The sequence below is a fragment of the Photobacterium sp. GB-56 genome, assembly GCF_003026105.1.
GTDB lineage: Bacteria > Pseudomonadota > Gammaproteobacteria > Enterobacterales > Vibrionaceae > Photobacterium.
The window spans coordinates 263,091-287,353 of the sequence record NZ_PYNW01000002.1 but is presented as its reverse complement, the minus strand read 5'-3'; the positions used below and the strand labels follow the sequence as shown (position 1 = coordinate 287,353).

Annotated in this window: 19 protein-coding genes; 14 read left to right on the top strand and 5 right to left on the bottom strand. The window is 38.2% G+C overall.

What is annotated here, in order from left to right; genetic code table 11:
• Positions 1-832 precede the first annotated feature (832 nt).
• The 3 genes from C9J42_RS03995 to C9J42_RS03985 are packed head-to-tail and all read left to right on the top strand — an operon-like array spanning position 833 to position 3,926.
• Positions 833-1,384 carry an ECF-type riboflavin transporter substrate-binding protein gene (locus C9J42_RS03995; RefSeq protein WP_005368393.1) on the top strand — a complete coding sequence of 184 codons (552 nt, stop codon included), beginning with the start codon at positions 833-835 and terminating at the stop codon, positions 1,382-1,384.
• Positions 1,385-1,386: 2 nt separating this feature from the next.
• Positions 1,387-3,081 carry an ABC transporter ATP-binding protein gene (locus tag C9J42_RS03990; protein ID WP_107301670.1) on the top strand — a complete coding sequence of 565 codons (1,695 nt, stop codon included), beginning with the start codon at positions 1,387-1,389 and terminating at the stop codon, positions 3,079-3,081.
• A gap of 2 nt (positions 3,082-3,083) precedes the next feature.
• Positions 3,084-3,926, top strand: a complete 843-nt coding sequence (locus C9J42_RS03985) for an energy-coupling factor transporter transmembrane protein EcfT (protein WP_107292120.1) — start codon at positions 3,084-3,086, stop codon at positions 3,924-3,926.
• An 85-nt stretch (positions 3,927-4,011) separates the two neighbouring features.
• On the opposite strand, the gene lgt is transcribed toward C9J42_RS03985, so the two are convergent.
• Entirely contained in the window at positions 4,012-4,812 is an 801-nt protein-coding gene (gene lgt / locus C9J42_RS03980; protein ID WP_107292121.1) for a prolipoprotein diacylglyceryl transferase, read from the bottom strand.
• A 412-nt stretch (positions 4,813-5,224) separates the two neighbouring features.
• Between lgt and C9J42_RS03975 the strand changes: the two genes are divergently transcribed.
• Positions 5,225-5,470, top strand: a complete 246-nt coding sequence (locus tag C9J42_RS03975) for a hypothetical protein (RefSeq protein WP_107206331.1) — start codon at positions 5,225-5,227, stop codon at positions 5,468-5,470.
• A 52-nt stretch (positions 5,471-5,522) separates the two neighbouring features.
• Here the strand turns inward: C9J42_RS03975 and C9J42_RS03970 are convergent, their stop codons facing one another.
• The 3 genes from C9J42_RS03970 to C9J42_RS03960 all read right to left on the bottom strand — a co-directional run bounded on the left by C9J42_RS03970 (position 5,523) and on the right by C9J42_RS03960 (position 8,045).
• A complete protein-coding gene (locus C9J42_RS03970; protein ID WP_107287096.1) occupies positions 5,523-6,428 on the bottom strand; it encodes a cation diffusion facilitator family transporter in 906 nt (301 codons plus the stop codon).
• Positions 6,429-6,578: 150 nt separating this feature from the next.
• Positions 6,579-7,064 (bottom strand): DUF1456 family protein, encoded by a 486-nt coding sequence (locus C9J42_RS03965; protein ID WP_105059980.1) that lies wholly within the window; start codon positions 7,062-7,064, stop codon positions 6,579-6,581.
• A 78-nt stretch (positions 7,065-7,142) separates the two neighbouring features.
• Positions 7,143-8,045, bottom strand: a complete 903-nt coding sequence (locus tag C9J42_RS03960) for a hypothetical protein (protein ID WP_233220721.1) — start codon at positions 8,043-8,045, stop codon at positions 7,143-7,145.
• Between the two features lie 187 nt (positions 8,046-8,232).
• On the opposite strand from C9J42_RS03960, the gene C9J42_RS03955 reads away from it, so the two are divergent.
• The 5 genes from C9J42_RS03955 to budA all read left to right on the top strand — a co-directional run bounded on the left by C9J42_RS03955 (position 8,233) and on the right by budA (position 15,394).
• Positions 8,233-9,426, top strand: a complete 1,194-nt coding sequence (locus tag C9J42_RS03955) for a VWA domain-containing protein (protein ID WP_107301669.1) — start codon at positions 8,233-8,235, stop codon at positions 9,424-9,426.
• On the top strand, positions 9,423-10,889 hold the full coding sequence (locus C9J42_RS03950; protein ID WP_107301668.1) for a lytic transglycosylase F: 1,467 nt from the start codon (positions 9,423-9,425) through the stop codon (positions 10,887-10,889). The genes C9J42_RS03955 and C9J42_RS03950 overlap by 4 nt, the downstream gene beginning before the upstream one ends.
• A 675-nt stretch (positions 10,890-11,564) precedes the next feature.
• Positions 11,565-12,755, top strand: coding sequence for a NupC/NupG family nucleoside CNT transporter (locus C9J42_RS03940; protein ID WP_105059977.1), 1,191 nt, complete (start codon positions 11,565-11,567; stop codon positions 12,753-12,755).
• Between the two features lie 242 nt (positions 12,756-12,997).
• Positions 12,998-14,662, top strand: a complete 1,665-nt coding sequence (gene alsS, locus C9J42_RS03935) for an acetolactate synthase AlsS (RefSeq protein ID WP_107287099.1) — start codon at positions 12,998-13,000, stop codon at positions 14,660-14,662.
• A 12-nt stretch (positions 14,663-14,674) separates the two neighbouring features.
• A complete protein-coding gene (budA, locus tag C9J42_RS03930; protein ID WP_107206325.1) occupies positions 14,675-15,394 on the top strand; it encodes an acetolactate decarboxylase in 720 nt (239 codons plus the stop codon).
• A gap of 232 nt (positions 15,395-15,626) precedes the next feature.
• On the opposite strand, the gene C9J42_RS03925 is transcribed toward budA, so the two are convergent.
• Positions 15,627-17,333, bottom strand: a complete 1,707-nt coding sequence (locus C9J42_RS03925) for an alkaline phosphatase (RefSeq protein ID WP_107301666.1) — start codon at positions 17,331-17,333, stop codon at positions 15,627-15,629.
• Between the two features lie 456 nt (positions 17,334-17,789).
• Between C9J42_RS03925 and C9J42_RS03920 the strand changes: the two genes are divergently transcribed.
• The 5 genes from C9J42_RS03920 to C9J42_RS03900 all read left to right on the top strand — a co-directional run bounded on the left by C9J42_RS03920 (position 17,790) and on the right by C9J42_RS03900 (position 23,812).
• Positions 17,790-19,016, top strand: a complete 1,227-nt coding sequence (locus tag C9J42_RS03920; RefSeq protein WP_107301665.1) for an NAD(P)/FAD-dependent oxidoreductase — start codon at positions 17,790-17,792, stop codon at positions 19,014-19,016.
• Positions 19,017-19,160: 144 nt separating this feature from the next.
• On the top strand, positions 19,161-19,766 hold the full coding sequence (gene gfa / locus C9J42_RS03915; protein ID WP_107301664.1) for an S-(hydroxymethyl)glutathione synthase: 606 nt from the start codon (positions 19,161-19,163) through the stop codon (positions 19,764-19,766).
• Between the two features lie 176 nt (positions 19,767-19,942).
• Positions 19,943-20,512 (top strand): S-(hydroxymethyl)glutathione synthase, encoded by a 570-nt coding sequence (gene gfa, locus C9J42_RS03910; RefSeq protein WP_105059970.1) that lies wholly within the window; start codon positions 19,943-19,945, stop codon positions 20,510-20,512.
• A gap of 618 nt (positions 20,513-21,130) precedes the next feature.
• Positions 21,131-22,261: an S-(hydroxymethyl)glutathione dehydrogenase/class III alcohol dehydrogenase gene (locus C9J42_RS03905; protein ID WP_107206321.1), complete on the top strand. Its 1,131-nt coding sequence runs from the start codon at positions 21,131-21,133 to the stop codon at positions 22,259-22,261.
• Between the two features lie 306 nt (positions 22,262-22,567).
• Positions 22,568-23,812, top strand: coding sequence for a dicarboxylate/amino acid:cation symporter (locus tag C9J42_RS03900; RefSeq protein ID WP_107206320.1), 1,245 nt, complete (start codon positions 22,568-22,570; stop codon positions 23,810-23,812).
• The last annotated feature ends 451 nt before the right edge of the window (positions 23,813-24,263 follow it).

Sequence of the window (24,263 nt, the reverse complement as noted above, 5' to 3'; positions counted from 1 at the left end):
ACACTTCGCCAATTGCTGATTCTGTGTATCAGAGCAAAGTTTAGTATTAAGTTAAAGCTTGACAATAAGTTGTTTTATTACACGCTTCAAAATAAAGTGTGCACATTGATTATTTCCTATTTGGAAAAAAAAATAAAGCGGAAAATATAATATTTCCAATTAGTTATAATTATCAATCAAATAACAGTTTGTTACATCATTTATGATTTATAAAATTTAGAACTAATGCTAATTTCGAAATGACTTTTGCTCTCTCCACTCCATTGAGTGTAATTGATTATGTGATTTTTTTTAACTCGAATAGAAAAATAAGCGCAAAAAAACACCAATAACGAATGTACATCAACCTCTTAAATCTCTATGACTCCAGTTTTTACATCAAGATCCATAACCTATACAAACAACGAACACATTGTAAAAATCGCGTTTTATCTACTCTATAACGTATTGAAACATTGAATAAAATAACAGCAAATACTGACTAAATTTTAGTTTTGAATATTTATTTAAATAAAGTCGTTCATTCTTTAGACGTCTAGATGTAAAGCATTCCCATCGCTTACTTAATAGAGTATTATGTGCGCCGCTTTTGGTTCTACTCTTTTTTCGATATCTCGAACTCAGAAATTAGGCCGACACCGCTCTTGTTTTATAATGGATTATTCGCGTTGAGTGACAACATTTAGCATAACTTGCTATTGATTATCACCAACTTTGGCATGGCTGCTGAACCGGTGACATTTACTTAACCATAAAGCATACGCGAATCCAGTTTTTATATGTGTTGTTCAATATTCGTTGAATAATTATCAAGAGTTTACAAGGTTTAGTTATGAGTCTTTCAGCCAAAACTGTTGTTCTGATTGCTATCGGTGCTGCACTTTACGGCATTGGGGGGTTACCTATGTTTGGTATTCCTGTTTTTGCAAACACAACTTTAAAGCCAGCTATGGCTGTACTGGCACTATTCGCTGTTCTATTTGGCCCATTAGTTGGCTTTCTTGTTGGTTTTATCGGCCACTGGGTAACAGATCTGTTTGCCGGATGGGGAGTTTGGTTCACTTGGGTTTTAGGCTCTGGAATCGTTGGTATGATCATTGGCTTATATCCTAAACTCACCCGCGAACGCTTGGAAAAAGGCCTTTTTTCTAAACTTGATTTCACTCTATTTGTAGTACTCGCATTCTTAGGTAATGTGATTGGTTATGGCTGCTCTGCCTTTTTAGACTCTATTCTCTATGCCGAACCTTTTGCCAAAGTCTTAGCGCAACTTGTCATTATTGCGGCAGGTAACACAACGTTAATTGCCGTTGTCGGACACTTTATTTTGACATCTGTTGCTAAACGTAAACAGCAAAGCTACAACCTCAAAGAGGCATATTAAGCATGGCTATTCAATTTACTGATTTTTCATTTAAATATTGGGCACTTGAAAAGCCAACATTAAAAAATATCAATCTCACCATTAACGCTGGTGAGAAAGTCGTGATTGTTGGCCCTAGTGGTAGTGGTAAATCAACATTGGGACAATGTCTTAATGGTCTCATTCCATATGCAATCAAAGGTGATTGTTCAGGTACACTCACTATTAATCAGCAAGATACTCAAAAAATGGGCCTCGACTACTGTACAAGTATGGTTGGTACAGTATTGCAAGATACTGATGGTCAGTTTGTAGGGTTAAGTGTCGGCGAAGACATTGCTTTTGCGCTTGAAAATCAAATGATCCCACAAAAAAAGATGCACGATATTGTTCAAGCAACGGCTGACATGATTGATTTGAACGCAATCATTGATCACTCACCATTTGATTTAAGTGGTGGTCAAAAACAACGAGTGTCACTTGCTGGCGTTATGGTTGATGATGTTGATATCCTGTTATTTGATGAACCTTTAGCAAGTCTTGACCCTAAAACAGGCAAAGCAGCAATAGAAATCATTGATAACCTGCATAAAGATACAGGCAAAACAGTGATTATCATTGAACACCGTTTAGAAGATGTTCTCCATCGTCCTGTTGATCGCATCATTATGATGAATCGTGGTGAAATTGTCGCAGATATGACGCCTGACGAATTATTAGCAAGTACGGTGCTTGAGCAGCACGGTATTCGTGAACCTTTGTATATTTCTGCTATTAAAGCGGCGGGGTGTACACTTTCAAAAGACGATCACCCCGCTTATTTCTCTACCCTTTCGCTAGATAAATTTAAGCCACAACTAGAGCAATGGTTTCATCAGGTGGCGCCAGTACAAAAGCCTGAGCTTAGCGAAGTATTATTGAGCGTGAAAAACTTGTCTTACTCCTATGATGGCGTAAAAAACACCCTTAATAATGTTAGCTTTAATGTCCATAAAGGTGAATTTGTCTCTATTATGGGAAAAAATGGTTCGGGCAAGTCAACCATCACCCGTTTAATCATGGGAGTATTGGAGCAAGATAGCGGTACTATTTCGTTAAACGGTAATGATCTCGCCAGTTGTTCTATCTTTGAACGCAGCCATAAAATTGGCGTGGTATTACAAAACCCCAATCATATGATTTCACACCACATGATTTTCGATGAAGTCGCATCTGGGCTTCGTAACCGTGGTGTTGACGAAAATACAGTAAAAGACAAAGTTAATCACATGCTTGAGCTCTGTGGCTTAGGTCGTTACCGTGAATGGCCGATTGATGCACTGAGTTTTGGCCAAAAGAAACGTGTAACTATTGCGACTATGCTTGTGTTAGAGCCTGAACTGTTGATCCTTGACGAGCCAACAGCAGGACAAGACTACCACCACTACACCGCAATGATGGCATTCATTAAAGAGCTTAATGAAAAGCTTGGTATTACCATCATTATTATCTCGCATGATATGCATTTAGTACTGGAATACACACAGCGCGCCATTGTTATTGCTGACAGCCAATTGCTAGCAGATGACAGTGTCTACCGTATATTTAGCCAGCCAACCCTACTTGATAAAGCTAACTTAACAGTGACAAGCCTTTACACTTTAGCTGAGGCTATGGGCATTACACGTATCGACAACTTCATCCGTTGTTTTATTGAGCACGAAGCAAAAACGAAATAATCATGAAAACCAATAAATTCAAATTTGGTATTAGTTATATTAATACCCATTCATGGCTACACTCGCTAAACGGTATTACTAAACTCATTCTCTTTATGGCTTGGGTTACCATGGTATTATTGACGTTCGATCTACGTGTTATTTGTGGATTGATTATTTTAGGTCTGTTCTTACTTAAAGAAACCAAAATACCTTTTAAGGTTTATAAACCGTTACTTATGGGTACAGCTGTCGTTTTACTGATGAACGCATTATTTATGTTCTTGATTGCGCCGCAGCAAGGCACCGATTATATGCACAGTAAAACCGTTCTGATCCATCTCTTTGGTCATTACGATATTACGCTTGAAACATTGTTTTACTTGTTAACAGTGACACTAAAATATTTCAGCATGTTCCCGATCGCATTGGTGTTTGTGTTCACCACTCATCCAACAGAATTTTCCGCTAGTTTAAATAAACTAGGTGTACCTTATCGTGTTGCTTATGCTGTGAGCTTAACTTTACGTTATCTACCAGAAGTGATGAAAGACTTCACCAACATTATGCATGCTCAACAAGCACGTGGTGTGGATATATCAAAAAATGCACCCGTGATGATACGTATCCGTAATGTAGCAAAGATTCTTGGCCCATTAATTTTTTCAAGCCTAGATCGTGCAGATGTCATTTCCAATGCAATGACTTTACGGGGGTTTGGTCGCAATAAAAAGCGTACTTGGTACAGTTTAAAACCAATGACTAAAAATGATTTCATTGCTTTAGTCATTATTGTAGCAATACTTGGTTTTGGTATTTTCCACCGCGTTGAATCCACCAGCTTATTTTGGTATCCGTTCCACTAATTACTTTAGTGTTGCATTATCAATTACCAGCAAAAAAAAGCCGATCATGAGATCGGCTTTTTAATATCTATACAAACTATAGTTTTTAACCTTGTGATTCTCGCGCTAATCGACGTGCTTTTTGACCTCGAATCACCAAGATAATACCAGCAATAATAAATGGAATACTTAACAGTTGACCTGTATTAAGCACCAAATCTGTAGAATAATCAGCCTGATGGACTTTAATAAATTCTAATAAGAAACGTACTGTCATCACTAATACTAAGAACCAGCCTAGTAGTAGCCCCTTATACTTTCCAATATCTGTTTTACGGTAAAGCGCAAACAATAAAACAAAGATGGCTAAATAAGAAAACCCTTCGTACAACATGACAGGGTGACGCGGGATCATATCAACACGCTCAAAAATAACTGCCCATGGAAGATTACTCGGTGTACCTAGAATCTCTGAATTAAAGAAATTACCCGTACGAACAAAGAAGCCGAACAATGCTGTTGCGATGGCTAAACGATCAAGTAACCACATGAAGTTAATTTTGTAGCGCTTAGTATAGAAGTAGACGGCTAGAATAACACCTAAACCACCACCGTGACTCGCTAACCCACCGTTCCATACCGCAATAATCTGGCCAGGGTTCGCCCAGTAATAGTCTGGATCGTAGAACACTACATGAAATAAACGCGCGCCAACAATAATACCAACGACGGCGTACATTAATAATGAATCTAAACTTTCTACCGGCTTATCTTCACGTTCATACACTGACTTCATAACTTGGAAACCAGCAGTAATTGCTAACGCAAATAACACACCATACCAATGAATCTTCAAGCCGAAGATTGACACCATAACGGGGTTTACATCCCAAACAAAATGTTCCAACGAGATTACCTTCTCAGTAATATAGTGTCCAAACAAGATGGACGACTTACAATAAGCACAGGTTATCAAGAAAAATCACTATGGTGAATAAACGTTAGCTTAATTTAAGTAAATTTAATCCTATCCGTCAGTTCATAACTATCTTTATGTCTGTTTAAAGCGAGATAGATAAACAAATTCGGCCTTTTTCTTACTCTTATAAAATGCATTGTCTGTCCGTGTCATTAATATTTCAACGTCATCATCATCGTGAGAAATAGCCGCACCAATAAAAAATGGTTATGCCGTTAACTCGTTAATTAAATTAATAATTATTGCGGCCACTCTTTTTCTAAATATAAACAACACATGAATATATCTGCTATAACTTATTAAGCGGCTCTTTTTATTACCATAAAAACAAGGACTGGTTATGATGAAGATTTTCGTTATCAGCTTATTTTTCTCATCCGCCTTACATGCTGCACCTTCATTACATCACCTCGATTACTCAATTGATTTCCATAATAAATACGGCACTGATGGCCTACTTATTTCAAGCCCGAACATTCAATTTATTTACAAAGAAATCGATAGACATTGCTATAAAATTGTCAGAGATCGTAGTGCTAGAATTTATTGGTCACAAGCTAATAATAAAAAGTGCTTATTGAAGTAGAGCTGCCTAAAATGCTTTAACTAAAAAACGTTTAAATCTTTAATCTAATAAACTACTGCTGTATACCGCAATGTTGATGCTTACTATCACATGCGTAAGATGATGCCTCAATTTGTACTGTCACATGTTCAATTTCAAAGTGATCATGAACATAATGTTTAATTTCATCAGGTAAACCTTGCCCCTCAACATACTCATCAACAACAAGGTGAACTGTCATGGCATTTTCAGTAGTACTCATCGGCCAAACATGTAAATCATGGAAAGTATTAACATGCGGCAACTCTGCTAAATAGGTTTTTAATGCTGATATATCAACGTTGTTCGGCACCGCATCTAATGAATAATTGATTGAGTCTTTTAGTAAGCTCCACGTACCGATTAAAATTATCACGACAATCGCTAAGCTCATCGCAGGATCTAACCAATCCCACCCAGTAATATTTATAATCAAAGCGGTAATAATCACACCAAGAGAGACTGCGGCATCACCCGCCATATGAAGGAAAGCCCCTTTCATATTTAAATCATGCTTTTGTCCTTTGGCAAATAACATCGCTGTCGCAGCATTGATGATCACACCAATAAAAGCCACCACCATCACCGTGGTACCAGCCACTGGACGGGGGTCAGAAAATCGTAGAACCGCTTCCCATGCAATTGCTCCAAGCGCAAACAATAATAATAACGCACTTGTTAATGAAGCTAATATTGTCACTTTACGGAACCCATAGGTTCGCTGCTCAGTTGCCGCTTTTTTTGCTAATGCAAAAGCTCCCCATGCCAAGACCAAAGTAACAACATCGCTAAGGTTATGCCCTGCATCGGCTAGTAATGCTAAAGAATCAGTAATAAAACCATAAGTCGCTTCTACAATGACATAAAGAAGGTTTAGTACAATCCCTATTGCAAAGGCGGAGTTGTAATTTGAAACATGGTGTTCATGTGAATGCGCCATTGGCCGTTTTCCTTAAATTTAATTTCTATTAATTTTACTCTTTCTAATAAAAATCACATGCAACCTGATATTACAGATGTAAAAAAAAGCAGCCAACGCTGCTTTTTATCACTTTCGATTTATTGTGTTATATCTATAAAAACAACACGATTATTCGGCTTCAACCGTCGCAGATTCATCACCACGAAGGTTGATCTGTAATGCTTGTAAAAAGTTACGTAGCACCTGATCTTTACACTCACGGTAGTGTTTATGATCAAGCTTACGGAAAAACGCACTTAATTCATGCTTACTTAAACGGAAATCCACCAGCTTAAACAAATCTAATACATCATCTGCTTTTAGATTTAAGGCAATTTGCAGCTTACGGAAAATAATATTATTCGTTAGCTTTTGCTCTGGTACTGGTTGTGGACCTTCTTTCTTGCCACGCTTTTGATTGATAAAGCCGTTAAGAAACGTTGCAAATTCTTCATCTGAACAGCTTTTGTAATCGTCATTGTCTTCTGGCTTTAACCAGTTACATACTTGCTCACGAGTTACAGTTGCATCTGCTTGTGCAAAGATTTCAATTAGTTGGCTATCATTTAAATCAAAGATGTAGCGTACACGGCGTAAAATATCGTTATTAGTCACAGTTTTTCCAGTTTAGTAGGCTGCCCCTTCATGGGGATCACAGCTAAGTTTTGGCAGATACTAGCAGATGTTGCAGGGTTATTCACTTGCATTGATCAAAGATGACACATCTACCGTTGCTATCATTGCTTTAGTTAATGGGTTCTTCTCACTGGTAATTAAGAGTTTATTATCCTTATACCAATGCACAGCTTCCCACTGTGAATAAATTCTTAAACGCTTATATTTAGACGTTGACCAATCCAATTGATTGTTTTTCACTTTGACTAACCAAATAAAGGAATAACCTAAAAAGATGTCTTTACGATAGCCTAATAACGCAAGTGTTGAGGTCTTGGCGTTATAATCAGCACTCGTAATGAGTCCTTCTGTTAAATAATCCCCAACCGGTGAGACCGTCTGGCTAGATTGAGTCGTACTGAGTCGGTATAGCTTGGTATGCTCATTTTGCCAGTTTTTGCTAAATAGCCATAATTGATCACCCACAACTGTTATCGCTTCACTATCGAAATTATGTTGATACGTTTTACCCGGTTTAAAATCTTTAAAACGGTATCGAATAGTTGAAACAGGCGTGACTGACGAGCCTTTTTCAAGCGAGGTGAGTGGTACTTTATAAATCACACCTCCATCACGCCGTGTTGAGTTATTTCCTGTATCACCAATGTATAAATAGCGTTTACTCTGCGCTAAATCTTCCCAATCATAATTTTTACTGCGTTGAACCGTCACCGTTTTTGTGACTGTTTGAAAATTAGAAGACAGTTGATAAATCTGATTTCGGCTGCCGCTGTCATTATGTGACCATACATGCCCATTAATAATCGCCAAACCTGATGATTCATTTAAAACTTCAGGCAAATTTGCCAGCACATCAATGTCTAAAGGCTTACGTACTGAATACGTAGACGCTGAACTACAACCTGATAAACCGAGTAACACTACCATCAGATAGATGTTTTTTTTAAATATATCCGCCACTGACACTAACCTATTAAATTTAAAATGCGTGATGACTTAGCATGTTTTTATTACCATTAGCTTGTTATTGGAAACCACAAATATTGCCTCAAACTCGGCACAAATAGCACTTACCAACCATACTTAGAGAATTAGTTTTTAGTGTACGCTGACATTTAGCACTTAATATATTGATATGCGAGATATTATGCTGATACGACTATTAATGCTCAGTTTTCTTCTGGTGGTCTCTATTCCTACCTACAGTAGCAGTGATAAAAAGCCACCAGCACTCGTATTGCCTGAGATTTTACAACCAGAACAAACAAATAATAATAACACGCCCATACCTTTTACTCGTACAGGCCCCACAATTCAAGTCGCGATCTTACTCGATGCTAGTGGCTCTATGGGGGGATTAATTAATCAGGCAAGAGAGCAGATCTGGTCAATCATTAATGCCATCGCAACAGCCAATAAACATGATCGCCCTGTTACTTTACAAGTTGCATTGTTTGAATATGGTGTTGAACATCAATCAAAATATGATGGTTATTTACGTTTACTCTCACCACTCACCTCAGATCTTGACCAATTTTCAGAAGCACTATTTGCAATAAAGATTGGAGGGAGTAAAGAATATGCGCCACAAGTAATTCAAGAGGCAACAAACCGTTTACAGTGGAGCCCCCATCAAGACGATCTTCGTTTAATCATCATTGCAGGTAATGAAGAGTTTCAACAAGGTGATATTCCGATTAGCCATGCTATTCCTCTAGCAGTCAGTAAAGATATCATCATCAACACCTTATATTGCGGCCCCCATTTAAAAGGACGTAAATTACAGTGGGCAACACCTGCACTGCTGAGTCATGGCAAATATTTGAATATCGACCATAAGAAGAAAGCCCCTCATATTGAGACCCCTTACGACGATGATATCATCCAACTGGGTCGTAAAATTAATGACACTTACATCGGTTATGGTACAAAAGGGGCAAGTAAGAAAAGCCAGCAAATCGCTCAAGATATGAATGCATCAAGCCTTTCTAAATCTAGTAGCACAGAGCGCAGTATTGCCAAAGCAGGAAAGCAGTATAAAACACAAGATTGGGATTTGATTTCGCTTGCCCAACAAAATTTAGAACAAGGTGTAGCGTTCGCGAAAAAAGATCAACAGCACTATCATGGATTAAATGACCAACAAATCACCGAAAAGCTTAAACAACAAATCGCACAAAGAGTACAGCTGCAACAACAGATATCAACGTTAGAGCAAAAACGAAAACACTTCATAAAACAATCGAAAAATGAGAACACAAAGGCTAAGGATGATTTGGGAAATGCGATTATTTTAACCATTCAGGATCAAGCTAAATCAAAAGGCTTTAGTTTTCTATGAACAACCAACTAAAAAGGCTGTTATTACCTTTATGGGTATATCTGGCTTTATTCCTTACTTCTAGTACAGCTTTAGGCTTAGCACTGTCCCCGCTCACAGGCCCAACTTACACTGGCGATCTTAGCGTCCTTGAAAAAAAAAGGGTGCTAAGAGTATTAGTTTCGGCTGACTTAGGTTTTTACTATATTGAAGATGGTCTTCCAAAAGGCATTATCGCTGAATTACTTCACCACTTTGAGTTAGATATTCATAAAACTTATCCAAAACTCAATATTCAAGTGATCCCTGTACATCGAGATCAACTCATCAAATTCTTAATTACTGGATATGGTGATCTTGCCGTCGCTAATTTAACCATTACTGAACAGCGCAAAAAGCAAGCCGCCTTTAGTGAGCCTGTACTTACCAATATTTCAGAAGTTATTATTAATAATATTGATTCACCTGAAATTACAAAAATAGAGCAACTCAGCGATCAAGATATCTGGGTAAGAAAAAGTTCGAGCTACTATCAAAGCCTACTTGAAGTCAATAATCGTCTATTACTCCAACGCCTAGCGCCAATGAAGATCCATTTTTTAGAAGAAACACTGCAAGATTATGAGTTGTTGGAAATGGTTAATCTCGGGTTGATGAATATGACCGTTTTAGATGATCATAAGATGAAAATATGGAACAAGATATTACCAAAATTACGCATGAATTCTGCTTTCGTTTTAAGGAAAAATGCTGAAATAGCCTGGGCAATGAGAAAAGATAGCCCTAAATTAATGAAATTAGTTAATAGGTATATTGAACAAATAAAATCAGGGTCATTATTAGGAAATGTTATTTATAACAAGTATTTAAATAATCAAGGCTGGATAACAAACCTATTGAACCATAGTAATATGGATAAAATGGAAAAACTTTCTGATCTGTTTTTTAAATATTCTACGGAATATGATTTTGATTATTTAATGATGATGGCTCAGGGTTTCCAAGAATCAGGGCTTAATCAGCATAAAGTCTCCAATAAAGGTGCCGTTGGCATCATGCAAGTACTACCAAGTACAGCAAGAGATCGATATATAAATATTCCTAACATTTATATAGCAAGTAATAATGTTCATGCGGGTATAAAGTATATGCGCTATATCCAAAATAATTACTTAGATGATAGCAGTCTAACCTATGATAATAGAATGTATATGACACTCGCCTCTTATAATGCAGGACCTGGCAATATTAGAAAAATGCGACGTTATGCAAAGGAAAAAGGCTATAACCCTGATATATGGTTTAATAATGTTGAAATTATTACCAGGAGATATATAGGCAAACAACCTGTTGTCTACGTTACAAATATAAATCGTTATTACATTGTCTATAAACAATTAATGCGTTTAAAAAAATACCGCCAGAAAGGTGTCCGACCTTTTGTTCCACCTTACCGGTTTAATGTCCCTACCATTCTTGAGTAAGTATACTTACTTACGTTGAGCCGCCTTTCGTTTAGACGATCAACGTAAGTTAGCCATACATGCATTACTTAGCCTTTAAGCTTTTATTCAATCTTGTTTCATTACGCTGATCGTGTCGATGGAAGTACCATAGCTTACGATTTTTAGAGGATTTTTTCATCGTTTCTATTCCACTAAATTATCACGAATATAATATTTCATTTTGTAAGACAAATGAACATTAAGTGCAGCATTGAATCATATTTAAAAAATTCTGAAATTTATTTATCTAAAATATTATTTTCCATATTTATTAAACATAATAAAAAATAACATTTGATATACACAGAGACTACAATTGCCTATTCAATCATCGTGTTTTTACCGATTGGACTACTGCGATATTCCAAAACCACTAAAAAGTATTTTTCAATCATATTACAGGTGAGATTCAGTTCACAGTTATGCTCATTTGGCATGTTGATGATACAGTTATATGAGCGTATAACGACAACCCAGTAATGACAGGGCTCTTTCGAACTGCAATCGTTTGCCGCAATCGTCATTGATCTAAGCACGTAATAGTGACAGAAAATTACGCGACCAAAAAGTGAGACTTAAGTCACTTTTAGAGAGAAAGAAATATTTAAACATAAGTATATATCTTGATAAGAATCACACTGAGAGCAACCAAACATGGTCTATCTACATTTCGTTTTAGGGTTAATCGTTATCGCAGCCCTAGCACTTGTTGCAAGTAATAACCGTAAAAACATCAAGTACAGATATATTATTCAGCTACTGCTTATTGAAATGGGATTAGCCTACTTCTTGCTTAACTCCTCAATGGGTACAGGGATCGTTAAAGAGTTTGCTGATGGATTTAATGGATTACTCAATTTTGCCGCAGAAGGGACAAATTTCGTCTTTGGTAACCTATCTAACAATGATGGCTTTAACTTCTTCTTAAGTGTTCTAATGCCAATCGTATTCATTTCAGCACTGATTGGTATTCTTCAGCACATCAAAGTTTTGCCATATGTCATAAAAGGCCTTGGATATTTATTATCAAAAGTTAATGGCATGGGTAAACTTGAATCCTTTAACGCTATTAGTGCCTTAATGGTCGGTCAATCTGAAAACTTCATCACCTATAAAGATATTCTCGGTAGAATGTCTGAGCGTCGCATGTACACGTTAGCGGCAACAGCCATGTCAACCGTATCGATGTCTATTGTCGGTTCTTACATGAAGCTAATCGATCCTAAATACGTCGTGGCTGCCTTGTTTCTAAACATGTTTAGTACCTTCATTATTCTCTCTATCATTAACCCATATGACCACGAAGCAGAGATGAATATTGATGAGATGATGGCGGCTGAAAGTGGTGAGAAACTGACGTTCTTTGAAATGTTAGGAGAATATATTCTTACTGGTTTTAAAGTCGCGGTTATTGTAGCGGCAATGCTGATTGGTTTTATCGCGCTAATTTCAATGATTAATGCCGGCTTTGATGCTGCATTCGGTATTAGCTTCCAAGATGTTATTGGCTACGCTTTCTATCCATTTGCATGGATCATGGGTATCCCTGCTCATGAAGCCCTACAAGCAGGTAGTATTATGGCAACCAAGCTTGTTGCTAACGAATTTGTAGCAATGCTGTCACTACAAAAACAAGTAAGTGAATTAACACCGCACACCGTAGGTATTGTTTCTATCTTCCTTGTGTCATTCGCTAACTTTAGCTCTATCGGTATTATTGCTGGTGCTGTAAAAGGGGTGAACGAAGAAAAAGGTAATATGGTGGCACGTTTTGGTTTACGTTTGCTTTACGGTTCAACGCTCGTTAGTTTTCTATCAGCGTTAATTGCAGGCATCATGATTTAATCGTTGTCATTGCCATTCCTCCCTTAAAATGCCGGTCTTTTCTAATATGAAGGCTGGCATTTTTATTACATCGTAAATTCCCCCTCCCCTTATTTATCTGTAAATTGAGAATTTAACTTTCATTTTCAGTTATTTGATTTGTATGATGAATGTATAGAATTGTGCCACTCATCACATAAAATTCGAATTCACGAACAATGTCCTGAGCCTATTAACTTAATAAATATAATTTTGAGGCTTATATGTCGGATAAAACCGTCTCTGGTGCTGAACTGGTTGTTGAAACTTTAAATGCACATAACATTCCACACATTTTTGGTATTCCAGGTGCAAAGGTGGATGCTGTTTTCGATGCTGTTTGTGATAACGGACCTGAAATCATTATTTGTCATCATGAACAAAATGCAGCGTTTATGGCAGCAGCAACAGGGCGTTTAACGGGTAAAGCAGGCATTTGTTTAGCGACCTCTGGCCCGGGCGCATCAAACCTTGTCACAGGCGTTGCAACAGCGAACAGTGAAGGTGATCCTGTGGTTGCACTTGCAGGTGCTGTACCGCTTTCGATGTATTCTCACAATACTCACCAATCCATGGATACCCGTTCACTGTTTACTCCTATCACCAAATTTTCAGCAGAAGTGATGGATAGCGGCTCGGTATCTGATGTTGTACATAAAGCTTTTCGTATTGCAGAGCAACCTACCCAAGGTGCTAGCTTTGTTAGTCTACCGCAAGATATTCTAACTAACCGTATTCCTTACCAGCCAGTACAACAGCCTAATCCAATTTTGTTCGGTGGTGCACACCCACAAGCTATTCGTCAGGCTGCTGATCGCATTAATGCTGCAAAAAATCCGGTGTTATTACTGGGCATGGATGCAAGCCAGCCTTTTGTTACTGATGCCATTCGCCAACTACTCAAACAAACACCAATTGCCGTTGTGAATACGTTTGCCGCAGCTGGGGTTATTTCTCATGATTTATACAACTGCTTTTTAGGTCGTGTTGGCTTATTTAAAAATCAACCCGGTGATATTGCATTAAACAGTGCAGATTTAATCATTACCATTGGCTACAGCCCAATTGAATACGATCCGATTCTTTGGAATAAAGATGCAAACACACCAATTATTCATATTGGTTATCAACAAGCAGATTTAGAAATTAGCTATAACCCTGTTTGTGAAGTTGTGGGTGACTTAGCGGTGTCTGTTACGTCTATTGCTTCTGAATTAGATAAGCGAGAATCCTTAGAAAGTAACCAACAAATCCAATTATTACGCCACGATTTACAACATATTATGCAGATGGGGATAAATAAAACCTCATCAAACGGCGTTCACCCACTTCGTTTTGTTCATGATTTACGTCGCTTTGTCAGTGACGACACCACTGTATGTTGTGATGTAGGCTCAATCTATATTTGGATGGCACGTTACTTCCACAGCTTTGAACCTCGTCGTTTATTGTTCAGTAATGGTCAACAAACATTGGGCGTCGCTTTACCTTGGGCAATTGCAGCTTCCCTTCTTCACCCTAATGAAAAAGTCATTTCCATGTCTGGTGATGGTGGCTTCCTATTCTCATCAATGGAATTAGCCACGGCCGTGCGTCATAAATGTAATATCGTTCACTTTGTTTGGACTGATCACAGTTATGACATGGTTAAGATCCAACAGCTTAAAAAGTATGGTCGAGAGAGTGCTGTCAGCTTTATAGGTCCTGATATTGTTAAGTACGCAGAAAGTTTCGGCGCACATGGTTTAGCGATCAATACTGCCGATGATATTGAGCCTGTTATGCGAAAAGCTATGAACTTAAGTGGCCCAGTATTGGTTAACGTCAATGTTGATTATAGCGATAACAGTCGCCTACTTGATCAACTTCATCCATGCCAACAAGATTAATAGGAGCATCACATGAGTGCCGAAACACATAACAAAACGTTCTACCAAACCTCAATGATGAGTGCATTAATTGCAGGCTTATATCAAGGTGATTTCACAATTGGTCAGTTATTAGATCATGGTAACTTTGGCATTGGTACCTTTAACGATCTTGACGGTGAAATGATTGTAATGGGTGATGACGTTTACCAACTTACAAGCACAGGCGATGTTCATCTTGTTGATCACGATATCACCACACCATTTGCTTCGGTTGTTAACTTTGAGCCAAAAGCAAAACTGAGTTTAATTGAACTAAGTAAAAAAGAATTTGAAACGTGCTTAGAGCAAGATCTACTCGCTCACAACGCGATTAATGCCATCCGTTTAACAGGCAAGTTCTCGTATGTTAAAACACGTACAGTGCCGGCTCAGCACCGTCCATATCCACCTATGGTTGAAGTTGTTAAACATCAACCTATTGCTGAAATGACGCATGTTTCAGGTGTGATGATTGGTTTTAAAATACCAGACTATATGATTGGTATTAATGTGCCGGGGTTCCACTTTCACTTTATTAGTGATGATCGTACTCAAGGTGGTCATGTGAGTGACTTTATTCTCACAGAAGGTAATGTTGAAGTTGAAATATTTAAAGATTTCCACCTTCGTATGCCCGCCTCACAAGAATTTGATCGCGCAGATCTTCACCCTGAAGATCTGCAAACTGCGATCCATGTAACTGAGAAATAAACATTGAAAAGATTAGGCATTTCTTAATGACAAAAGGAGCGTTTATTAACGCTCCTTTTCTTTTATCTGCTACTTTTCGTACCACCTAAGATCACTCAGATCGAATACCAGTTTGTGTAGGATCACTCGGTAATGAAACGGTAATTTCTTTCTTATTAATAGCAAATAAAAATCCTAACTCATTCACCAAACGGCAATTCATCAGGTTATTCATTGTTAATTATAAATAGGTTTAGCTGACCATTAATCCATTTTGGGTCACCAGCTTCTGAGTGTCTACTTGGTACTCTTTCTCTTTTACCGTCGAAACAAAGTGCCACGTTGAAAGCACTTGCTGATGATCAAGATCTAAACGAATAAAACCACGTTGTTTTAAATTAACCCATTGAAGATCTGAAACTAATTGAGGTAGGATAAATTCCATCTGCCCAATAGTTTGCAAATCTAACCCTAAATATTTTTCTAATCCGGGAGAGGTTACCGAGCTTGTTGCAAACTCAATCCCCACCCCATTTCCTTTATGATCACTTAATTCACTACACCAAGCATTGTGGCTATCGCCTGCTAGCGTGATAAGTTGTTTATTTAACGTTGTCGTCATGCCGTATAACCATTCACGCTCCATATAAAACCCGTCCCAAGCATCTAAATTATATGGAAGTAAATATGGGTCTGAACTTGGATCAGCTAAATAGGTATTAATTGCATTCTGTACCGCGATCATCGCAGCTGACTTGTTTGCATCACTTGCCTGAAATAATTGAAACAACCCCATCATGACACTACTTGGCATTTCAATCTTACCCATTAACACTTGTTGGCCTAACAATGACCATTTTGCCGTATTCGTTGTCATACGCTCACTGAGCCATTGCTTTTGATCATTGCCGAGTAACTTGCGTTCAGGAGCGCGTGCCTGTTGAATTAACCCAGAGATAGATTCAATCGATGTATCAGCCAGTGAAAAGTAGTCAAGCGGTTCATCACGCGCGACAACGCGGGTATCTAACATATATAAGTCAAACAAATCACCAAAGCTAAAGTCTCGATAGGTGATCATAGAAGAAACAGGATTTTCTCTAACGGGTAACCATTCTAGCCAAGCTAGAGCAGCTGCAGCTCGACGTTGAGCAAAGTCACCTTCTTGCTGTTGATGATTCTCAGCACCTTCTTGCTGTTGATGATTCTCAGCACCTTCTCGCCATGTATCATTGGCTATTTCATGATCATCCCAAATAGCGATCATTGGTAATGCCGCATGTAACGCTTGAAGATCACTGTCGCTACGGTATTGCGCATAACGTTTGCGATAATCATCTAAAGTAAGGCATTCAGACTCTTTACTTGGAATGCGATTTAAACGTTGTGCATCTTCAGTGGCATACTGCCCAGCCCCATATTCATAAATATAATCGCCTAAATGTAGTACTGCATTGATAGGTGACATTTGGTGCTGCTTAACTATTTCTCGATACACATTAAAGTAACCAGCAGGAAAATTAGAACATGACACGACAGCAATAGACGCTTTATCTAATTCACCTTCTGCTAAAGTTTGAGTCTGCCCTATAGGACTTAACGTATCATTGGCTTCAAAACGATAATAATAATGTTGATTAGGTTGTAGACCGTTAACATCTACCTTTACTGTAAAATCTTTTACGCTATCGGTCGTCACCTCGCCTGACGCAACAATCTGCATAAATTTCTCATCAGTCGCAACCTGCCATTGAACGTCAATTGAGCGTGCTTCTGTCGTAATACGCGTCCAAATAATAACGGCATGTTGTAAAGGATCACCACTCGCAACGCCGTGATTAAAGCCAACCTTAATTTTCGATTTTTGTTGCTGTTGATCATTACTATTACATCCTGTAAGCGAAGTAACCATCGCTGCTGATGATAGCGCTTTTACAAATCCTCGACGTGATAACGACATACCTATTCCTTTAAATATAATAACTGGTCAAACCAGAAGGAATGTCGCATGTCTTTATGACGTTTTTATTTGAGTGGGATGTAATTTTTATTAACAAAACACTCAGAATGTGTACAACAGCAACAAAAGATACCATTAAGGCATCTGATTATTACCTGTCAGTAAAAGTAATTTGACGTTTATGATCATTGTTATCTTATCTGAAATAAATATAATACCTTCCATCGAAGAAAAGTACGGTTTTGAAAAAAAAATCCTGCTTTATCTCACAAAACTTGAATTTTGGTGAATTTCATTGTCTTATATCAAAGAAATTGATCTTATAAATGATAGAGCATGCCATTCCATATAGGCATACTCACAAAAAATAGAGTAGCAACGGATTAGCTCATTAATTTAATGATGGTCAAACCATCCCCTGTGGAATGAAGCCCGGGGTGCCTTTGAGGAATTCGTATGTCACGAATCGTTATTGTAGGTGGCGGTGCCGCAGGCTTAGAGTTATCAACTCTATTAGCAAAAACCGTACGTAAAGAAGATGAAATTATTCTTGTAGAACCAGAAACGCATCACTTCTGGAAACCTCGCTTGCATGAAATTGCAGCAGGTACTTTTGATAGCGACTTAGATACAGTTTGTTATTTCACCCATGGTGCACGTCATGGCTATCAACATTACCAAGCCGCGATGACAGATATTGATCGTGATAATAAAATGCTTTCTGTTCGTCGTCCTGATGGTACAGAAGCGGCTTTAAAATACGATTACCTTGTTATTGCGATTGGTGCGGTAAGTAATGACTTTAATACCACTGGTGCAAAAGATCATTGCTTATTCCTAGATTCAGCAAGCCAAGCGCGTCAAGCATGGCATCAAGTTAGCCAGATCCTTCGTGCAAGTGAAGATCGCTCAGTAAATATTGTTGGCGCTGGCGCGACTGGTGTTGAGCTTGCAGCAGAGCTTGCTCGTGTTAGCCACAAACTTCAACGCTATAATGGTGCCCCACTGCATATCAACTTGATTGAAGCTGCAGGTCGTGTATTACCAAATAGCCCTGAAAAAATGTCAGAAAAAGTACAAAAAGAGCTTGAGCGTAATAACGTAAATGTTCTTCTTGATACACGTATTCGTGAAGTCACTGAAAAAGGTATGCTAACAGTTGATAACCGTAAGTTAGATGCTGACGTACAGTTCTGGGCTGCGGGTGTTAAAGCACCGGATTGGCTAAACGGTATTGGCGGTTTAAGTTATAACCGTATGAACCAAATTCAGGTGAATGCTAATTTAACAACAACCGTTGATGACAGCATCTTCTCTTTAGGTGATTGTGCATCAATCCCTCAGGCTGATGGCAGCTTTGTTCCACCTAAAGCACAAGCGGCTAACCGTGCAGCAGTACACCTAGCGAAAAGCTTAGGCGGTATGCTACGTGGTAAACCATTGACTGACTTCGAATTTAAAGATGGCGGCATGGTTGTTGCTGTTGGTCACCATTTTGCAGTCGGTTCATTTGCACCAGGCTCAAAGATGGAAGGTAAAATGGTACTACAAGGTCGCTTGATCCGTCGTTTATACGATACGATCTTCCGCCTGCACCAACGTACAGTGACAGGTATGTTCACCGTTTCACGTTTAATGATTGCTAAACGTCTAAAAGCGGTATTTAAGCCAAACGGTATTTAATCTGTAAATTGCCTTCTACTATGACGGTCAATATAACGACTATATTGACCGTTATTAATCTCTCTGAATTAAATTATAAATATCCAACATCTTACTATTTTCGTAAATAGTGAATCCGTACACCAAAATTAAATAAGTCTAATAATGCTAAATCTATTCGCTAAAATTTTTAATCGTAAAAACAAACCGACTATTATTAATATCCACCCAGCTGTTAATCGTGGTATTAATCCAACTAATAACACGTTAAATGGCGGTAAATTACAGTGTCATTGCCGACATAATAAAGTTGTTGTTAATTTAGAGTCACAAACAGCGCATAACCATATTTGTGGTTGTTCTAAATGTTGGAAACCTAAAGACGCGCTATTTTCACAAGTTGCTGTTATTCCTCGCGACAAAGTAACAGTAACAGCAAATGCAGATAAACTAAAAGTTGTTGATGACACTGCTGTGATTAAGCGTTTTGCGTGTAAAGACTGTGGTGTTCATATGTATGGCCGTATTAAAGATACTAACCACCCATTCTACGGCTTAGATTTTGTCCATACTGAACTATCGCCAACACAAGGCTGGTCTGCACCAACATTTGCTGCTTTTGTTTCTTCAATCATTGAAACAGGCACAGATTTAAAAGACATGGCTGCTATCCGTGCTCGCATTGAAGAACTAGGTATGGAATCTTACGATTGTCTATCTCCAGACTTAATGGATGCCATTGCTACCCATATTGCACAGCAAAACAAGTAATAATTTAATTTTATTGTTTCTAATCAGTAATAATCATTTACTGTAAAACAGATTGTTTAAATCTAATTAAACTTTAGAATACTTCTATTCGTTAATTAATATTTAATTAACGAATAGAAAACTAAAAATAACACTCTAACTCTACATTTAATTATAAATAATATAAGAGCATCTTTATGTCTATTAAATTACACCCATCAATTGATAATGGCTTTATTGCAACTAAAGAAAACTTTGTTGGTGGCGTATTAAGCTGTAAATGTGACACAAATACAGTTCGAGTTAAACTTTCTGGTCAAACAGCACATAACCACGCTTGTGGTTGTTCTAAATGCTGGAAGCCTGAAGGCGCAGTTTTCTCTCAAATCGCTGTTATTTCTCGTGACAACGTTGAAGTGATTGCAAATGCAGACAAACTCGTTGTCGTTGACCAAAATGCAGCAATCAAACGTCACGCTTGTAAAGAATGTGGTGTTCACATGTACGGCCGTATCGAAGATACTAACCACCCATTCCACGGTTTAGACTTTGTTCACACTGAACTATCAACTGACGAAGGTTGGTCTGCTCCTGAATTTGCAGCATTTGTTTCTTCTATCATCGAAACGGGTACTGATCCAAAAGATATGGATGCAATCCGTGCGCGTTTAAACGAACTAGGCCTTAAGCCATACGATTGCCTATCTCCAGCACTAATGGATGCTATCGCAACTCACGTTTACGCACAAAACCATAAAAGTGCATAAGCGATAAAATAAATCCAATAACGTTTAAAGCACATGTAAACCATTCGGGTTGCATGTGCTTTTTTATTTACGTTAAATAAAATACATGAATGACACAATACTGCATTATTGCCGTCTTTCACACGATAACAATCACACCTATTGTTTTTTTAAATCCCATCCCAAACAGCAACTTCATAACGTTTTTAAAATAAACCGCTCTCCCATAACGACAAATAACACTTATACCTTTTACTCATTCAACCTAATCACGCTGTTCAAGCACACTCAACAAACCCACTCTTAAAAGTCAAAATAAACTATAAAATCAGCAAGATACACTTTTCCTCTTGAGTGTTTATAACATTAAAAATGGAATACCTGAAAATTCCTTTAAAACATAAGCTACAATAGCGTATAGTTCTTTACTAATATTTAAAGTTAATTTTATGCTTTTAACGGAAATGATAATTTTGACTATTACTATTTGGTAATAATCATTTTCCATATCAAGGGATTATCATTTGCTAAGAAATAAATATAATAGTTCCATCAAGACGACATGAGTAATATCGTTTAATTGTCGTATTTTAATAATAATTATCGCCAATCAAGTTGGCTTAACAGAGTGATTTAACGATGACTGATAAATTTATCAAATCAAAAGCTGCGATTGCATGGGGTCCAAAACAACCACTTTCAATTGAAGAAGTAGATGTAATGTTACCTCGTGCAGGTGAAGTTCTCGTTCGCATCGTAGCAACAGGCGTATGTCACACTGATGCTTTCACACTATCAGGTGATGATCCAGAAGGTATCTTCCCTGCAATTCTTGGTCACGAAGGTGGCGGTATTGTTGAAATGGTTGGTGAAGGCGTTACCGATCTTCAAGTAGGCGACCACGTTATTCCACTTTACACTGCAGAATGTGGCAAGTGTAAATACTGTCTATCTGGCAAAACAAACCTATGTCAAGCAGTACGTGAGACACAAGGTAAAGGTCTAATGCCAGACGGTACAACACGTTTCTATAAAGATGGTCAACCTATCTTCCACTACATGGGTTGTTCAACATTCTCTGAATACACTGTTCTTCCTGAGATTTCACTAGCGAAAATCAACAAAGAAGCACCGCTAGAAGAAGTATGTCTACTAGGTTGTGGTGTTACTACAGGTATGGGTGCGGTACTTAATACAGCGAAAGTTGAAGAAGGTAGCACTGTTGCTGTATTCGGCCTTGGTGGTATCGGTCTAGCAGCTATCATTGGTGCAACAATGGCTAAAGCAAGCCGCATCATTGCTATCGACATCAACGAAGACAAGTTCGACCTTGCTCGTAAACTAGGTGCAACTGAGTGTGTTAACCCTACTAAGTTCGATAAGCCTATCCAAGAAGTGATCGTTGAGATGACTGACGGTGGTGTTGATTACTCTTTCGAATGTATCGGTAACGTAAACGTGATGCGTTCTGCGCTTGAGTGCTGTCACAAAGGCTGGGGTGAGTCTGTAATCATCGGTGTTGCAGGTGCAGGTCAAGAGATCTCAACTCGTCCATTCCAACTAGTAACAGGTCGCGTATGGCGTGGTTCTGCATTCGGTGGTGTTAAAGGCCGTTCAGAACTTCCAGGTATCGTAGATCGTTACATGGCAGGTGAGTTCCAGTTAGATGACTTCATCTCATTCAACATGGGCCTAGACAAGATCAACGAAGCATTCGATCTGCTGCACGAAGGTAAGAGCATTCGTACTATCATTCACTTTGATAAGTAATTTTCCTCTTATTTAAGCTACATCCTGTCTTCGTAACGACTACTGTCTGTTACGAAGACAGGCGAGATTTTATCTCACACCTTTGTTCAAAACCTGCTACGGATCAGCACTTCCTCTTTTAGCGAAAGTAATAATAAACCAAATTTTTCTGTCAGTCGTAAAGACAACCGACTTATCGTTAATTGAGAATTGGCATTTGCCACGCTCTGGTACTCTGTGTCAGAGCGCTTTTTCTTATAAAAAATTATAACAACGCTCATTTTTATTTTTTAATTTTATTCTCAACGAACGTTACAAGAGACTCTCATGCATCGCCGTTTATTAAAATCATTACCATTTCAATTACTTATTGCTGGCTTGTTAGCATGGGCGTTAGCAACACTGCTACCACTATCGTCAGGGTTTGAAACAAGCACAACCTTCAAGCTCCTTATGTTATTAAAAACCACTTATATTGGTTTACTAAAAATGCTTGTTGGTGCCGTAGTGCTATTTTCATTGCTACGTGGTATCACCAGTATCGGCTCAATAATTCGATTAAAAGAGCTTGGTTTAAAAACAGTTTCGTTTTATGCCTTTACTTCAACGCTTGCGATTGCATTAGCCTTAGGTGTTTCACTGTCACTGCCTAAATGGCCACAATTAGTCGATACTTCAAAAGTTCATGTCAGCAGCCATGTTCAATTAATCGATCAAACCTCCGCCTCCGGTGGCGCTATTGTTGAAAAGCTATTTAACATGGCATTGGTAAACCCTTTTCAAGCAATGGCAACAACTAACTTATTAGCGATTGTTGTATTTGCGCTATTACTTGGCATTGCACTGCTGGCAAGCTTACCGGAAAAGCACCCTGTATTTGAGGTTATCGATGGACTCAATACTGCCGTTAACCGTGTGGTATCGTGGATCATCAAACTAGCACCACTGGCTGTATTTGCGATTGTTTTCCAATTTACTCTTCAAAGCGGTAATGCCATTTTTGGTGAACTCGCCCGCTTTGCGTTACTGGTATTTACTCTAACCTTTATTCACGGTGGTTTTGTCTTACCTATCATCGCAAAAGTCGTGACAGGTATTAAGTTCAAAGACTTATTTAGAGCGCTATCAGCACCAATGGCCATGGCATTTGCAACATCATCAAGTTCAGCAACGCTACCACTTTCAATGCAAACAGCGGAAGAAGAGCTTAACATTTCACAATCAACCAGCAGTATGGTATTGCCGCTTGGCTCTATTATGAATATGGATGGTACAGCCCTTTTTGAAGGCGTAGCAGCTATCTTCCTAGCACAGCTTTACGGTATCGACTTAGGTACTGGTGGTCTAATCATGATTTTCATCATGGCAATGGTCTCTTCTATTGGCGCACCAGGTATGCCGTCAGGTTCTATGTCAGGTATGCAGTTAGTCATGCTGGCTGTCGGTATCCCTTTAGAGGCAATCGCAATTTTATTGGTTATTGAACGTCCGTTAGATACCTTTAGAACAGCCGTTAACGTTGAAGGTGATTTGATTGCAGCACTTGTTGTTGATAAATGGCAAAATAAGTAACCTTAACTTAAGCATGGAAATGCATCATAATTGCACAATATTATGATGCATTTTTCGATTTTGACAGGGTAACTCTCGTTACTTAACATAATCACTATTGATGTTAATCTCCCTTTATATTTATCATTCTTAACATTCTCTGTTGAATGAAGAAGTCAGCACCTATGTTATTTAATACAACGTAGGTTCAGAAACGGTTTGATATATTGAGTTGTATAGGGAAGCTGGAATACGATGTTTTTGAATAACTAACAAATCTTTTTATTGTGTAGCTAAAAAACAAGTAGGTTTAGAATGTTAAAACAATTACTTCACTCTGTTTTTCATAGACGAAAAATTAATAAGTCGCAACAATTACGCTCTCGTCTTGAATTTGTTATTCAACAAAATTTAGGTCAACGCGAAGCTCGATATAATAGAGAACAACGTTATTTTGTTGATTAATGATAGA

Coding starts and splice junctions, on each gene's coding strand:
- C9J42_RS03995 (WP_005368393.1), top strand. CDS start 833: ATGAGTCTTTCAGCCAAAACTGTTGTTCTGATTGCTATCGGTGCTGCA.
- C9J42_RS03990 (WP_107301670.1), top strand. CDS start 1,387: ATGGCTATTCAATTTACTGATTTTTCATTTAAATATTGGGCACTTGAA.
- C9J42_RS03985 (WP_107292120.1), top strand. CDS start 3,084: ATGAAAACCAATAAATTCAAATTTGGTATTAGTTATATTAATACCCAT.
- C9J42_RS03975 (WP_107206331.1), top strand. CDS start 5,225: ATGATGAAGATTTTCGTTATCAGCTTATTTTTCTCATCCGCCTTACAT.
- C9J42_RS03970 (WP_107287096.1), bottom strand. CDS start 6,428: ATGGCGCATTCACATGAACACCATGTTTCAAATTACAACTCCGCCTTT.
- C9J42_RS03955 (WP_107301669.1), top strand. CDS start 8,233: ATGCTGATACGACTATTAATGCTCAGTTTTCTTCTGGTGGTCTCTATT.
- C9J42_RS03950 (WP_107301668.1), top strand. CDS start 9,423: ATGAACAACCAACTAAAAAGGCTGTTATTACCTTTATGGGTATATCTG.
- C9J42_RS03940 (WP_105059977.1), top strand. CDS start 11,565: ATGGTCTATCTACATTTCGTTTTAGGGTTAATCGTTATCGCAGCCCTA.
- alsS (WP_107287099.1), top strand. CDS start 12,998: ATGTCGGATAAAACCGTCTCTGGTGCTGAACTGGTTGTTGAAACTTTA.
- budA (WP_107206325.1), top strand. CDS start 14,675: ATGAGTGCCGAAACACATAACAAAACGTTCTACCAAACCTCAATGATG.
- C9J42_RS03925 (WP_107301666.1), bottom strand. CDS start 17,333: ATGTCGTTATCACGTCGAGGATTTGTAAAAGCGCTATCATCAGCAGCG.
- C9J42_RS03920 (WP_107301665.1), top strand. CDS start 17,790: ATGTCACGAATCGTTATTGTAGGTGGCGGTGCCGCAGGCTTAGAGTTA.
- gfa (WP_107301664.1), top strand. CDS start 19,161: ATGCTAAATCTATTCGCTAAAATTTTTAATCGTAAAAACAAACCGACT.
- gfa (WP_105059970.1), top strand. CDS start 19,943: ATGTCTATTAAATTACACCCATCAATTGATAATGGCTTTATTGCAACT.
- C9J42_RS03905 (WP_107206321.1), top strand. CDS start 21,131: ATGACTGATAAATTTATCAAATCAAAAGCTGCGATTGCATGGGGTCCA.
- C9J42_RS03900 (WP_107206320.1), top strand. CDS start 22,568: ATGCATCGCCGTTTATTAAAATCATTACCATTTCAATTACTTATTGCT.